The sequence below is a fragment of the Corallococcus sp. AS-1-12 genome (assembly GCF_020036995.1).
GTDB lineage: Bacteria > Myxococcota > Myxococcia > Myxococcales > Myxococcaceae > Corallococcus.
This window is the reverse complement of record NZ_JAIQDD010000016.1, coordinates 31,206-44,378: the sequence shown is the minus strand read 5'-3', so window position 1 is coordinate 44,378 and position 13,173 is coordinate 31,206. Positions and strand designations below refer to the sequence as shown.

The window sequence follows — 13,173 nt, the reverse complement described above, 5'->3', positions numbered from 1 at the left end:
CCGTCTCCGATCTCCAGACACCCGAGGGGACGCGGGCTGCCCCCACTTTATTCACCCTGGAGGCTCCAGGCCCGCAAACCTGTCGACACTGCTACAGTCCCGCGGGACGCGAATGCTGCGCCGACTCCTCCCCACATTGCTCGCCCTGGGTTGTGGACTGCTGGCCCTCGGATGGGGGCTGGTGAGCCTCCAGCGCATCTTCACCCAGGAGCGTGAGGACGCGCGCGCCCAGGTGCGCTCGCGGCGCATCGCCCTGGAGCAGCTCGCGGCCGAGTCCCTGCGCACCGCGCTCGCGCAGAGGATGAAGACCCACCTGCCGAACCTCAACGCGGCCGTGGGTGACCCGCTGCTGCCCGCCGAGGGCTACTACCTGCTCTTCCGCAACCACCAGTTCCTGCCGCGCGTGGACTGGCCCCGCGAGGGCGCGGACGTGCCGGCCCAGGCCAACTACACGATGCTGGCGCACGCGCTGGACGACGGACAGGCCCCCTCGCCCTACCAGGACCGGCTGGCCCGGCTGCGCGCGGCGCAGGCCGCCCTGGCCTCCGGCAGCGAGGCGCGCAAGGACGCGGCGGTGGAGTCCCTGCTGCGCTACCACGCGGCGCACCCGCTGCCGCCGGATCAGGAGCTGCCCTTCACCCTGCTGATGGTGGAGTACCTGCAGCGCGGCGAGGACACGCAGCCCCTCATCCGGGCGCTGGTGCGCGAGGGCCTCCCGGAGGAGCTGGGCGGCATGGCGCGGGACGCGGGCCTGCAGCGCAACCTGCTGCGCGCCCGGTCCCAGCTCACGCAGCCGGACTTCAACTTCCTCCAGGCGCGCATCGTGGCGCTGAGCCGCGCCCTGTCGGAGCCGTCCGACGCCTTCGTGGCGCGCGTGCAGGAGGCCGGCGCGGGCGCGCTGGTGCTGCCGGAGCCGCTGGACGGCCCCACCCTGCTGGCCGAGCAGTGGTACGTGGAGCCCGCGGCCGAGCAGGTGCACGGGCTGGCGGTGGACATGGGCGCGCTGCTGTCGGAGCTGACGCAGGAGCTGCGCGGGCGCAACCTCATCCCCCGGGATGGCCAGGTGCGGCTGGGGCCCGGCGGCGTGGCGCGGCCCCTGAAGCACCCCGGGCTGGAGGTGGCCACGCCCGGCTGGGCCGCGGCGGAGGCGGACATCGAGGCGCGGTACGGCCTGAAGACGCTGCTCGTCGCGGCGTGCGGCGCGCTCGCGTCGGCCATCGCGGCGCTGGCGGTGGTGGCCCAGCAGCGCAAGTACCGCTTCGTGGAGCTCAAGAGCGACTTCGTCTCCACCGTCTCCCACGAGCTGCGCACGCCGCTCGCGTCCATCCGCCTGCTGGGCGAGACGCTGGAGCGCCGGCTGGGCAAGAGCCCGGAGGCGGGGGACTACCCCACCCGCATCGTGCGCGCGGCGGAGGGGCTGCACTTCCTGGTGGAGAACATCCTGTCCTTCAACCGCATCGACAAGGGGCGCTGGGCGCTGAAGCCCGCGCGCATGCGGCTGGAGGAGGCGGTGGGCAACCTGCGCGACGACCTGATGGACGCGGTCACCGTGCCGGTGGAGCTGCGCTCGGACGTGGGGGACGTGGAGCTGGACGCGGACGCGTCGCTCGTGCGGATGCTCTTCGCCAACCTGGGCCGCAACGCCTGCCTCTACAACCAGCGCAGCCCGGTGGTCCTCACCGTGCGCGCCTATCCGCAGCCGGGCTTCGGGGCCACGGTGCTCTTCAGCGACAACGGGGTGGGCATTCCCCCGGAGGAATGGGAGCGCGTGTTCCAGGACTTCTACCGTCTGACAACGCCCGGGCCGGAGGTGCATGGAAGTGGCCTGGGGCTGGCGCTGTGCCGCAGAATCATGGGCCTGCACCAGGGCAGCATCCAGGTGGCCTCCTCCGGCCCCGAAGGCACGACCTTCGCCCTGACCTTTCCCGAGACGCGCCGATGACGACGCAGACGCCGACCTCCTCCTCCCGCCCCTCCATCCTCATCGTCGAGGACGACGCCAACCTGCGCATGGGCCTGCGCGACAACCTGCGCGACGAGGGCTACGAGGTGACGGACGCCCCGTCCGCGAAGGACGCGGCGCCGCACCTGGCGTCGCGCGAGTTCGACCTGCTCATCCTGGACGTGATGCTGCCGGGCGAGGACGGCTACAGCTTCTGCCGCCGCCTGCGCGCGGAGGGCGTGAAGAGCATGGTGCTGATGCTCACCGCGCGCTCGCTGGAGGACGACCTGGTGCGCGGCTTCGAGGCCGGCGCGCAGGACTACCTCACCAAGCCCTACCGGCTGCGGGAGCTGCTCGCGCGCGTGCAGGCGCTGGTGCGCCGGGCGGGCACGGCGCCGCCGCAGGTGGTGACCTTTGGCGCCTTCACGCTGGACCTGGGCCGCCGCGCGGTGCTGCGCTCGGACGGCAGCGAGGTGGACCTGACGCGCACGGAGTTCGACCTGCTGGCGTTCCTCCTGCGCCACCGCGACCGCGCCCTGCCCCGGGGCGAGATCCTGGACGCGGTGTGGGGCCGCGACGTGGTGGTGGATCCGCGCACGGTGGACAACTTCGTGTCGAACCTGAAGAAGAAGCTCGGGTGGACGAGCACGTCCGGCTTCACCATCCACACGCTGCGCGGCGTGGGCTACCGCATGGAGGTCACGAGCGGCGGGCCGTCATGACCGAATCATGACCGACACATGGAGCCCCGTCTGCCTTCCGGCGGACGGGACTTCGTACCTTGCCTCTTGTGGGACGGGACGCCTGGAGCGTCCGTCCTGAACAGGAGGCGGGTCAGATGTTTGAGTCGGTCATCGAACGGCGGGGAGTGCGCTCGGGACGGTTCGGCACGGGCGCGTGGGTGTCCATCGGCGTGCACGCGGGGCTCCTGGGCCTGGTGTTCTTCATCTCCGGCCGCCCGCCCGAGACCGTCGAGCCTCCCGAGCGGACCATCGTCTTCCACCCGCCCGCCATCCAGAAGGGCGTGAAGCAGGCCGCGCGGCCGGCGCCGGCGACGGCCGCTCCGAAGCCCAAGCCCAGGCCGCGCACGGACCGCGTCCCGCTGAACCCGAAGCCGCTGCCCGCGGATCCGCCGGAGGCGAAGCCGGATCCGGAGCCGACGACGATCGCGGACGCGGCGGCCACCACCGGCGCGACGGGCACGGGAGAGACGGGGCCGGTGGGAGACCCGGACGGAGACCCGAACAGCACCAGCCCCATCGGCGCCATCGGCGTGGCGGGGCTCGTGCCGACCGCGCCCACGGGCACGGAGGTCCTGCCCTTCCAGGGTGGGATGACGCCCCCGAGGATGCTGAGCGGCTCGCAGTTCAGCTACACGCGGGAAGCGGCGCTCGCGGGCGTGGAGGGGATGGTCATCGCGAAGTGCGTCATCACCTCGGAGGGCCATGTGCGCGACTGCCGCATCATCAAGGGCCTGCCGTTCATGGATGACGCGGTGCTGGAGTCGCTCTACTCGCGCCGGTATCAGCCGCTGACGTTCCAGGGCCGTCCGGTGAACGTGTCGTACACGTTCAACATCCGGCTGAAGATGCCCCGGTAACAGGGGCGGGTGTCCGCCAGTGAAAGCGCCCGGACGCCCGCCTCCCCTTCGGGAAGGGAAAAGAATCGCGGCGGGAGTGCGGGCCCGTTAGGAAACTCCCGTCGCGCCTGGCCATGTGCGCGATACCGGCACCGGAAGGAGCGGGTCTCCCCCGGCCCGCTCCCGGTGCCGGTCCTTTACCCGAACAATGGCGGATACCTGGTACGACGCGGTGGTGGTGGGTGCGGGCTTCGGCGGCCTGGGTACGGCGTTGGAGTTGTGCCGCCGGGGCGCCCGGGTGGCGCTGTGCGAAGGGCTCAACTACCCGGGCGGCTGCGCGAGCACCTTCCGGCGCGGCGGCTACGCCTTCGAGTCCGGCGCCACGCTGTTCTCCGGCTTCGGTGAGCATCAGCTCTTCGGCCGGTGGATCCGCGAGCACGCGCTGGACGTGACGGTGGACTGGTTGGATCCCCTGGTGGAGCTGCGGACCCCGGGGATGCGGTTGCCGGTGCACCGGGACCGGGAGCGGCTCATCGCGGAGCTCTGTGGGCTGCCCGGAGCGCCCGTGCGGGGCGTGCGGCGGTTCTTCGAGTTGCAGGCCCAGGTGGCCGGTGCGCTGTGGCCGCTGTTCGATGACCCGGACCTGTTGCCGCCGTTGAACCTCCAGACGCTGATGCGGCACGCGGGCCGCGCATGGTCGTACGCGCCGCTGGCGCGGTGGCTGGGCCGCCCGCTGGGCGCCGTGCTCGCGAATCACGGGCTGGAGGGCTTCACGCCGCTGCGCACGTACCTGGATGCGCTCTGTCAGATCACCGTGCAGTGCCCCGCGGCGGAGGCGGAGGCGCCGTTCGCGTTCGCGGCGATGGACTACTACTGGCGCGGCACGGGGCACGTGCGTGGCGGCATCGGGAAGCTGGCGACGGCGCTGACGAAGGCCATCTCCGACCGGGGCGGCGACGTGCTCCTGGCGAACCGGGTGCGCGCGGTGACGCCGGTGGACGGAGGCTGGAGGGTGACGGCGCGCAGGGGGGAGCTGCTCGCACGGCACGTGGTGGCCAACGTGTTGCCGCACGGCCTGCGCACGCTGCTGGATGCGCCGGTGGGACAGCTTCCCCGCGTGGATGCGCTCGCGGAGCGCGTGGACGAAGGCTGGGGCGCGGCGATGCTGTACCTCGTCGTGCGGCCTCCCGAGGGTGACTCCGGCGGCGCGCATCACTTCGAGCTGGTGCGCGACGAGCAGGCGCCGTTCGTCGAAGGCAACCACCTCTTCGCGTCCATCAGCGGGGCCTCGGATGAGGGCCGCGCACGGCCGGGCCAGCGTACGATGACGGTGTCCACGCACGTGCCCTTGAAGAAGGTCGCGGGCATGTCACCCGAGGAGCAGGCGGCGTACTTCGCCGGGCTCCATGCGCGGATGCGAGAGAACCTGGACGCGCTGCTCCCAGGGTGGACGGCCAACGTCGTGCACGCCATGACGGGTTCGCCGCGCACGTTCCAACGCTTCACGCTCCGCGAGGCCGGCGCGGTAGGAGGCGTGCCCCGGCGCGCGGGGTTGGACAACTACCGCATCCTGGGACCGTTCCAGGCGCAGCGCGGGGTGTGGCTGGTGGGGGACTCCGTGTTCCCGGGGCAGAGCACCCTGGCCACCGCGGTGGGGGGCGTGCGCACCGCCGCGAGCATCGCCTCGGCGCGCTGACGCCGTGTCTGCCCCAGGAGTGCCGAGCCGTTGAACCCGGACCTAGGCCACTCCCGAAACCACGGAGGGGTTCGAGGTCCGCGCCTCCGCGAGGATGCGCGCCGACTCCACGGCGGCGTCCTCCGGGCGGACGCTGGTGTCCGAGATGCCAGCGATGAGCCGGGTGCGGTCGTGGTCCACCGCGCCCGGCTTCGCCCAGGTGTCCGCGTCCGGCGCGGTGAGGTACGCGGAGAACGCGTGGTGCCCGGAGCCGGGGCGCTCCCCAATCACATGCACCAGGGCGCGCGGACGCGGGTCCCCTTCCGCGCCGAACAGCAGGTGGCCCACCTGGTAGCCCGCGCGCACCCGGCCGTGCTTCACCACCAGCACCTCCGGCGCCACCCGCCAGCCCGTCGCCTCCAGCTCCGCGCGCAGCCGTGTCAGGAACGGTGCCAGGTGGCCCTCGTCCATCAGCGACCGGGGATCCAACCCATCCGACACGACCACCTGCGCGTCGTACCGGCCCGCGTGCTGGTCGCGCAGCGCGCGCACCGTCGCCTCCGAGGCCTCGTCCAATGACTCGCCGGACGGCGGATGCAGGATGTAGTCGCGGCGGTCCAGGGAGCGCGTCTTGAGCCGCGTCGCGCGAGCGATGGACTCCACCGCCGCGTCGGACAGCTCCGACCACAACCCCACCTTGCCGTCGTCGTAGAGGCCGCGCACCTCGCGCTCCAGCGCGGGCTCCGGCGTCCAGGGCGCCTCGCCATGCCCCACCGCCAGCGGCACGCCCCGCGCGCGCACCTCCGCCATCTTCGCTTCCGCCTCCGCGCGCAGCTCCGCCTCCGTGCGCGTGTCGCCCCTGGCCCGGCGGTAGTGCACGTAGACGTGGGCAGGGTCACCGAAGTGCCTCGTGGGCCGGCCGTCCGCGTCGATGACGCCCAGGCGCTGGAAGAAGGCCCACATCCGGTCATCCACCTTCAGGCCGTACCGCTCGCGCAGCCGCACGTGGTCCTGGAAGGACGTGGTGAGGTAGCTGAGCATCGGATCATTCCGCGTGGGCAGCGCCATCAGGTACGCGGGCCCGGCCTCCGCGAGCTGCTCCTGGCACCAGCCCAGGTCATCCAGCGTGACGTCCATGTGCAGCGTGGAGCACACGTCCAGGCCCAGCGTGAGGCCGTGCAGCTTGCCCATCACGATGTCCTCCAGGCAGCAGCGCACCAGTTGCTCGCGCGTGCGGAAGACCTCCGGGCCAATGAAGCCCGCCACGTCGTTGACGTGCACCCACGGCGCCGCGTCGCGCCCCGCCCCCGCCTGCGCCAGGGCCACCCGGCGCTTGAGTGCTCGCGCGAAGCCGTACTTGCGCGACTCGTGGATGAGCATGTCCGTGCCGTGGTGGTGCCCGTTCGTCGCGTCCGCGCCCTGCCCCGTCTCGAAGTACAGGCCCCAGCGCCCGGTGCGCGCCGCCGCGTGCGCCACCATCTTCTCCAGCGTCACGTCGAAGGTGCGGTTGGCGGCCTCGTTTCCCCCGAGGCTCTGGAACCAGATGCCCGTGGTGCCCGGCCGCTGCGCCTCCACCTGCGCCTGCACGTCGATGTGCGCGAGCACGCAGTGGGGCATCACCTCCTCCAGCCCGAACGTCACCAGCACGTCGTGCAGCGCGGACTCCACCGCGGCCACCGACGCCACGTCCGATGACACCGGGTTGGTCCCCAGCACCACGTCGCCCACCGCGAAGGACCACCCGTTGAAGACCTGCCAGCGGATGTCCTCCGGATGATCCGTGGGCGAGTTGGGCTGCAAGCGCGCGCCCAGGTAGCCCTTCGCGCCCACGCGGCTGCCCGGCAGCGGGTGGAAGATGCGCCCACCGACGGTCTTCAGCTCCGCGTCGTCCATCAGCTTCACGACGCAAGCGATGACGTCACTGGGCAGCCCGTCCAGCACGTCATGCACCTGGGGCTCCGGCGCGGTGAGCAGGAAGTCCTTCAGCCGCCCCAGCGTCCAGTCCGCCACGCGCCTCCAGCGCACCGGCTCCCACGCCTCCAGGTTGAAGACATACAGCCGGTCCTCGAAGGGAGGATGCGCGTGCAGGTCGTCCAGCCGCGTGCGCGACAAGAGGGTCCGTGCGTTGCGCCGCGAAGCTTCATCCGCCGCCGCGACGCCGATGGCCTCGTCGCCTTCCTTGAACGCGTTCGCCGCGCCCAGGACCTGCTGATACAGGCGCGCATCGAAGCCGCCGCTCAGGCGCTGCACGTAATCCAATACGTCTTCGTGGGGGAGGACGCCGGGGAGACGGACGCTCATGGGGCCAGAGCTTTAACCGGCGCCCCCGCCGCGCCACCATCCCCCGAGGGCGCTGTCGCCTGCGTGACGCCCGGACGCCTGCCCTTCATGATGCTTGGTGTTGCAACCGTCAGCACGCGAAAGCTCACCCGCCGTTGTTGCCCGGCGCGCAGCCCGGTGGGGGCTTCCAGGTCACGAGCGCATCCACGCGCGCGTCCTGGACCTGCGACACGCCCTCCGGTGCGTCGACGCGGCTGACGCCAGGCTCGCCCGTGAAGTCGAGCTCCCGGACGGGGACGGGCAGGCCCGGGCAGCCCTCCTGCAACGTGGCCTCGACTTCTTTCATGAGCACGTTCGCGTGGTCCTCGCCGGGGGCCCACGAATAGGGATACGTGAACGCACCCGACAGGGGCTCCGCGCCACCGGGAGGAAACCACTTCCAGCCCAGCCTCGTCTGCGCCGTGGAGCCGCCGAAGACGCCTCCGACGATCCCACCCAGGATGCCGTCATCGGTCGCGGGCCATTCGACGCGGAGGCCCTTCGGCACCGGGATGCGCACGGCCTCCACCTGCACGCGGTCCTTCACCTCCGGCACCATCAGCAGCATCCACGTCAGTTCGTGGAGCCGCTCCGGCGACACGCGCCCCACCTTCACACCGGACCTCCGCGCCGCATTCGTGGCCGCGCCGTCCACGTTGCCGTCAGGCATCAACGCCAGGCCGGAGCAACTCATCGAGCGGTACGCGGTCCCTGTCGCCAGGTGGTAGGCGTCGAGCTGATCACAGAAGGCGTGATGGCCTCGCCGGCCGCGGATCACCAGCCAGCCGTCCATCGGCGCGCGGATGCGGCCCAGCGGCAGCACCGTCTGGCCGTTCCGCGCGCTCGGGCTGTTCGCCAGACACATCCGCCAGGCCTTGTAGCGGCTGCGTGAAGGCTGCCTCCGGGCTTCCTTCATGCAGTCCGGCGGAGGCGGCGGCTTCTCGTCGAACGTGCCGGGGCGACGGTTCTCCGGACGAAAGGCCTTCTCCGCCCGCTCGCGCCAGGCCTCGGTCTCCGCGCCGCATCCACCGGCCTTCACCGGGCACACCAGGGCGGAGAGCCGGTGCTTCGGTGACACATCGCGCGCCAGCACGTCGCGGACGTCCGGAGGAATCACGACGGTCCGCGCTCCGGAGCGCCCCAGCTCCAGTTGGGACATGAAGTACGCCTTGCCCCCATCGCGCCACCACGTCCGCAACGCGAGCGCGGGCACCGGGTGCTCCTCATCCCAGCTAAGGGGCTCCCTGCCCGCTTCCTCGCGCGCGAGGCCGAAGCAGCGGTGGCTGAGCAGCAATTGGAGGCCCGCCCGCGCCTCGTCCACCTCCCCATCGTCCGGGAGCGCCTCCATCCGCGCATCGAACGCGGACAGCGCCTCCCGCGCCGCCTCCCCATCAGCGGAGTCCGGCGAACACGGGACGATGCGCTCCGGCTGCGCGGGCGCGGCCGTCAACAGCCACCCCAGCCCGAAAGACACCACGAGGGACACGGACATGCCCGCCATGGCAGCCGCTCCCGGGCTCCAACGTCAAGTCGCGTGGCGGCGCGCTACTCGTCGAGGAGGGCCGACCAGAAGCGCACCATCTTCAGTGCCTCCATCGCGCTGGCCTTCCGGTCCATCTCCGCGTGGGTGATGAGCGGCGTGGGCCGCAGGTGCACGCGCGTGTACGGCTCCAGCGCGCGCGCCAGCAGCGTGGATTCGATGGCGGGGATGACGGAGTCGTCCGTCCCGTGCAGCAGGTACACCGGCGCCCGGGGCGCGGGGGAACGCTCGGGCGACAGCGACGGGTCTCCCGCGAAGTCCTTCACGAAGGGCAGCAGCCGGGGCCCCAGCGCGGCGACGTCGCGCGTGTTCACCTGATGCAGCAGCGTGGCCGCGGGCTCCGGCAGCGTGGCCTCCATCGCGCGCGCCTCCGCGAACGCGGCCTCCGCCCGCCGCGAGTCCACCAGCGTCAGATGCGATGCGTGCATGAACGTCAGGACGCCCTTGCGCAGCGCCTCCACCTGCTCCGGCGGCACCAGCCGGTCCGCGACGTTCAGCAGGATGACCACCACGCCATAGTCGTGCGGCGTGCGGCGCACCCCGTCCGCCTGCACACCGGTGCACAGGAAGGACAGCACGCGGGACAGCTCGCCGTGCCCTCCGAAGGACAGCACCGCGGCCACCCTGTCGCGCAGCGCGGGCCGGCCCGCCGCGACGACGGACAGCCCTCCGGAGAAGCTGATGCCGAAGAGGTCCACCTTCCCCTCCGGCGCCAGCGCGCCCGGCCCCAGCGCCCACAGGGCCGTGTCCTCGATGACGTCCGGCAGGCGCGGGGTGATTTCGTAGCGCAGCAGGTCCGGCGGCTCCGGCGTGAGCACCGGGTGTCCGCCCATGGCCAGGTCCTCCGCCAGCTTCACCAGGCGGGGCTCGTCGATGCCCGCCGCGTGCACGCCGGACGTGAGCACGATGAGCCGGCCCTCGCGGCGGTCCGGCTGGTAGAGCCGCCCGCGCACCGGCCCGTGGCGCGTGGGCACGCTCATGTCCGTGACGGTGAAGGCCCCGGTGCCGTAGCGGGCCAGGGCCTCCGCCGTGGCGCCGTGGAGCCCCGCCGCGCGCAGCACGAAGGACAGCCCCCGCAGCTCGGGCGGCAGCAGGAAGACGACCGCGAGCAGCAGGGCCGCCAGCACGGCCCCCAGCGTCCAGCGCGTCCGGTGCTTCATTGCATCAGGGTTTCGACGAAGGTGCACAACTGGTCGCGCTCGAAGGGCTTCTCCAGCAGCTCCCGCGCGCGGCGGCCCACGAACTCACGGGCCTGCGGGTTCACCCCGCCCGTCATCAGGCCGGTGCGCGGCGCCAGCTCCGGCGCCAGCCGCTCCAGCTCCACCAGGAAGTCCATGCCGCTCATGCCCGGCATCATCAGGTCGCAGAGGATGGCGTCGAACTTCTCGCCGTGCGACAGGCGCTTCAGGGCCTCGCGCGCGTCCTGGATGACGTGCACCTCGTAGAGGTTGCGCAAGAGGCGGCTCACCGCGCTGCCCACCGCCGGCTCGTCGTCGATGAGCAGCAGCCGGCGCAGGTCTCGCGTCGCGCGCACCGGCTGCGTCGGGGGCGACTCCGTCACGGCCAGGGTGGCCTGCGCGGGCCGGGGCGCCTCGGGCGGCAGGGTGAGCGCCGGCAGCTCCACGCGGAAGAGGCTGCCCTGCCCCTCCTCGCTGGCCACCTCGATGTGGCCGCCCATCGCGTGCACCAGCGTGAGGCAGATGGACAGGCCCAGGCCCGTGCCCCCCTTGGGCGAGCGCGTGGTGAAGAACGGATCGAAGATGCGCTGGCGCACCTCCGCGGGCATCCCGTGCCCGTTGTCCTCCACCTCGATGACGACGTGGCCCTCGCGGCCCGGACGCACGCGCAGCTTGAGCAGGTTCTCTTCCGGGGGCCTGTCGCCGAAGGCCTGGAGCGCGTTCGTCAGCAGGCCCGTGACGACCTGCGCCAGCCGGCCCTCGTTGCCATGCACCGCGGGCACCGGCTCCAGGTCGCACGCCATGCACGCGCGGTGCTGGATGGCGTCGCGCATCAGCTTGACCGCGCCCTCCACCGCCCTGCGCACGTCCACCGGCCCGTGCTGCTCCTCCTCCGTGCGGGAGAACGTCCGCAGGTCGCGCACGATGGAGCGCACCCGCCCCGCGCCCTCCAGCGCCTCCGCCACCACCTGCCGCAGCTCCTCCAGTTGCTCGGCCGGCACCACCGGCTGCGCCACGCGCTCCCAGAGGTAGGCCAGGTTGGAGGTCACATACGAGAGCGGGTTGTTGATTTCATGCGCGACGCCCGCGGCCAGCGTGCCCACGGACGTCATCCGCTCCGCCAGCCGCCGCTGCGTCTCCAGGCGCGAGCGCTCGGTGACGTCGCGCACGAGCCCCACCAGGAAGCGCTCGCCGTTGGGCAGCATGTACGCGGCCCGCAGCGTGAGCACCTCGCGCGAGCGGCCCTTGCCGTCGGTGAAGGAGCCCTCGTCCTCCACGGTCTGCCCGGTGGTGAAGGCGCGCTCGTCCTGGCGCCAGGACGCCTCCGCCTCGTCCGGCCGCATCTGCGCCGAGGTGAGCGAGCCGCGCAGCGCGTCGGCGGATTGATCCAGCAGGCGGCAGTAGGCGTTGTTCACCGCCACCAGCCGGTGCTCGCGGTCCTTGATGAACAGCGGCTCCGGCACCGCGTCCAGCGCGCCCTGGAACATGTCCCGGGCCCGCCGGAGCGCCTGCGCGTCCCCGTCCGCGGATCTGCGCCGCAGCGCCACGAGCCTCGAGCCCCAGCGCGTTCCGGGTGGCGCCACGCACTCGTCCGCGCCCGCGGCCACCAGCGCCTCCGCCTCCTCGCCCTCGCGCTTCGTCAGCACGACCAGCCAGGTCCGCGTCGGCAGCCGGCGCGCGTGCGCCCACTGGCAGCGCGCCTTCACGGCCTCCAGCGGACCGCCGTGATCCCACAGGACGAGGAGCCCTTCGGGCAGCGGCTCCGGCGGGGACTCCACGCGGATCACCCGGCACGCACGCCCTTCGGCCGTGGCGCAAAGGTCGCGCTCCACGTCCTGGGCCACCGGGGCTGGGACCGCCACCAGCATTGCGTGCACCGCGTCGCTCCTCGCGCCCCGCGGGATCATTCCACCCGCGTCGCCCGACCGCATTGCAGCCTTGACCGCGCCAACCCGTCAACGCGGGGCCGCGCGGACTGCCCGTAGCCCATTTCCGGGTCGGGTGGGACTCAGAATTGCAGTGAACCGCGCGCGATGACGCCGGGGCCTACCTTGCAGGAAGGTAGGAGCGAGCAGCGCTCGCAGTGCTGGGGCAGCGTCTTCGCCGGGCATGCGCCACTCATGCCGTAGTGGCACAAAGCAAAGTCGTAGCGGACGGGATCCTCGGGATCGAGCGCCCGCAGCGAGGCCGTGACCTCCTCGGCGGTCCGCCACGTGAGGTCCGTGCGCTGCGTGAGGCCCAGGTGGAGCGCCATGCGTCCGATGTGCGTGTCCAATGGGACCAGCAGTGCGGACGCGGGCACCTGCTTCCAGATGCCGAAGTCCACCGCGTCCGGTCCGCGCACCATCCACCGCAGGTACAGGTTGAGGCGCTTCGCCGCGCCCGGCCCCAGCGGCGAGGGCAGCAGGTGATGCAGCCCCCGCTCCGGGCCCATGGCCTTTCGCAGCGCGCCCATGGGCACGTCCCGCAGCGTGGCGGTGAAGGCCGCGAGCCCCCCATGCAGCGTGCCGCTCGCCTTGAAGCCCCGCACGAACAGGGCCTCCAGGCTGCCGTGCTCGCGCAGCGCGCGGCCCATGCCCAGGAGCAGCACCGCCAGGTCGGTGCCCACGTTGAAGCGGTACACGAAGCCCGTGAGCAGCGCCTTCGCGCCCTTCACGTCCAGCGCGCGCACGAAGGCCGCGGGGGACGGGCCCATCTGCTTGAGGAGCCCATCCACCTTCGGGCGGAAGAGGTCCGCGCGCCCGTAGGCCAGCGCCGCCGCGAGCAGCGCGCTGACCTCCACGTCGCGAGGGTCGGTGTAGCGGTGGGGGAACTCCACCGGGTCGAACCCGATGCGCGCCTTCGCGTCCGTGGAGGCCAGGAAGGCATCCAGGCGGGGGCGCAGGCGGTCGGCCGCCTGGGTGCTCAAGCCGGTGTGCGCGACACGGCGCTTCGTCATCT

Annotated in this window: 9 protein-coding genes; 4 read left to right on the top strand and 5 right to left on the bottom strand. The window is 72.4% G+C overall.

Going from position 1 to position 13,173, the window contains the following annotated elements:
* Positions 1-112: 112 nt before the first annotated feature.
* The 4 genes from K8556_RS23630 to K8556_RS23615 all read left to right on the top strand — a co-directional run bounded on the left by K8556_RS23630 (position 113) and on the right by K8556_RS23615 (position 5,217).
* A complete protein-coding gene (locus tag K8556_RS23630; protein WP_223742338.1) occupies positions 113-1,942 on the top strand; it encodes a HAMP domain-containing sensor histidine kinase in 1,830 nt (609 codons plus the stop codon).
* Positions 1,939-2,664, top strand: coding sequence for a response regulator transcription factor (locus K8556_RS23625; RefSeq protein WP_223742337.1), 726 nt, complete (start codon positions 1,939-1,941; stop codon positions 2,662-2,664). The genes K8556_RS23630 and K8556_RS23625 overlap by 4 nt, the downstream gene beginning before the upstream one ends.
* Before the next feature lie 116 nt (positions 2,665-2,780).
* The gene (locus K8556_RS23620; protein WP_223742336.1) at positions 2,781-3,542 is read left to right on the top strand and encodes an energy transducer TonB; all 762 of its coding nucleotides are present in this window, start codon (positions 2,781-2,783) and stop codon (positions 3,540-3,542) included.
* A gap of 187 nt (positions 3,543-3,729) precedes the next feature.
* Positions 3,730-5,217, top strand: coding sequence for an NAD(P)/FAD-dependent oxidoreductase (locus K8556_RS23615; RefSeq protein ID WP_223742335.1), 1,488 nt, complete (start codon positions 3,730-3,732; stop codon positions 5,215-5,217).
* 42 nt (positions 5,218-5,259) lie between these two features.
* Here K8556_RS23615 and eutB read toward each other — a convergent pair whose 3' ends face one another.
* The 5 genes from eutB to K8556_RS23590 all read right to left on the bottom strand — a co-directional run bounded on the left by eutB (position 5,260) and on the right by K8556_RS23590 (position 13,171).
* Positions 5,260-7,497, bottom strand: a complete 2,238-nt coding sequence (gene eutB, locus K8556_RS23610) for an ethanolamine ammonia-lyase subunit EutB (RefSeq protein ID WP_223742334.1) — start codon at positions 7,495-7,497, stop codon at positions 5,260-5,262.
* A 124-nt stretch (positions 7,498-7,621) separates the two neighbouring features.
* A complete protein-coding gene (locus K8556_RS23605) occupies positions 7,622-9,016 on the bottom strand; it encodes a hypothetical protein (RefSeq protein ID WP_223742333.1) in 1,395 nt (464 codons plus the stop codon).
* A 44-nt stretch (positions 9,017-9,060) separates the two neighbouring features.
* The gene (locus tag K8556_RS23600) at positions 9,061-10,215 is read right to left on the bottom strand and encodes a hypothetical protein (protein WP_223742332.1); all 1,155 of its coding nucleotides are present in this window, start codon (positions 10,213-10,215) and stop codon (positions 9,061-9,063) included.
* Complete coding sequence (locus tag K8556_RS23595) at positions 10,212-12,164, bottom strand: hybrid sensor histidine kinase/response regulator (RefSeq protein WP_223742331.1); 1,953 nt, start codon at positions 12,162-12,164, stop codon at positions 10,212-10,214. The genes K8556_RS23600 and K8556_RS23595 overlap by 4 nt, the downstream gene beginning before the upstream one ends.
* Positions 12,165-12,241: 77 nt before the next feature.
* A complete protein-coding gene (locus K8556_RS23590) occupies positions 12,242-13,171 on the bottom strand; it encodes a TIGR02757 family protein (protein WP_223742330.1) in 930 nt (309 codons plus the stop codon).
* Between the last annotated feature and the right edge of the window lie 2 nt (positions 13,172-13,173).

What these genes read in the sequence shown, in the direction of transcription:
- K8556_RS23630 (WP_223742338.1), top strand. Translation starts at nt 113, where the DNA reads ATGCTGCGCCGACTCCTCCCCACATTGCTCGCCCTGGGTTGTGGACTG.
- K8556_RS23625 (WP_223742337.1), top strand. Translation starts at nt 1,939, where the DNA reads ATGACGACGCAGACGCCGACCTCCTCCTCCCGCCCCTCCATCCTCATC.
- K8556_RS23620 (WP_223742336.1), top strand. Translation starts at nt 2,781, where the DNA reads ATGTTTGAGTCGGTCATCGAACGGCGGGGAGTGCGCTCGGGACGGTTC.
- K8556_RS23615 (WP_223742335.1), top strand. Translation starts at nt 3,730, where the DNA reads ATGGCGGATACCTGGTACGACGCGGTGGTGGTGGGTGCGGGCTTCGGC.
- eutB (WP_223742334.1), bottom strand. Translation starts at nt 7,497, where the DNA reads ATGAGCGTCCGTCTCCCCGGCGTCCTCCCCCACGAAGACGTATTGGAT.
- K8556_RS23605 (WP_223742333.1), bottom strand. Translation starts at nt 9,016, where the DNA reads ATGGCGGGCATGTCCGTGTCCCTCGTGGTGTCTTTCGGGCTGGGGTGG.
- K8556_RS23600 (WP_223742332.1), bottom strand. Translation starts at nt 10,215, where the DNA reads ATGAAGCACCGGACGCGCTGGACGCTGGGGGCCGTGCTGGCGGCCCTG.
- K8556_RS23595 (WP_223742331.1), bottom strand. Translation starts at nt 12,164, where the DNA reads ATGCGGTCGGGCGACGCGGGTGGAATGATCCCGCGGGGCGCGAGGAGC.
- K8556_RS23590 (WP_223742330.1), bottom strand. Translation starts at nt 13,171, where the DNA reads ATGACGAAGCGCCGTGTCGCGCACACCGGCTTGAGCACCCAGGCGGCC.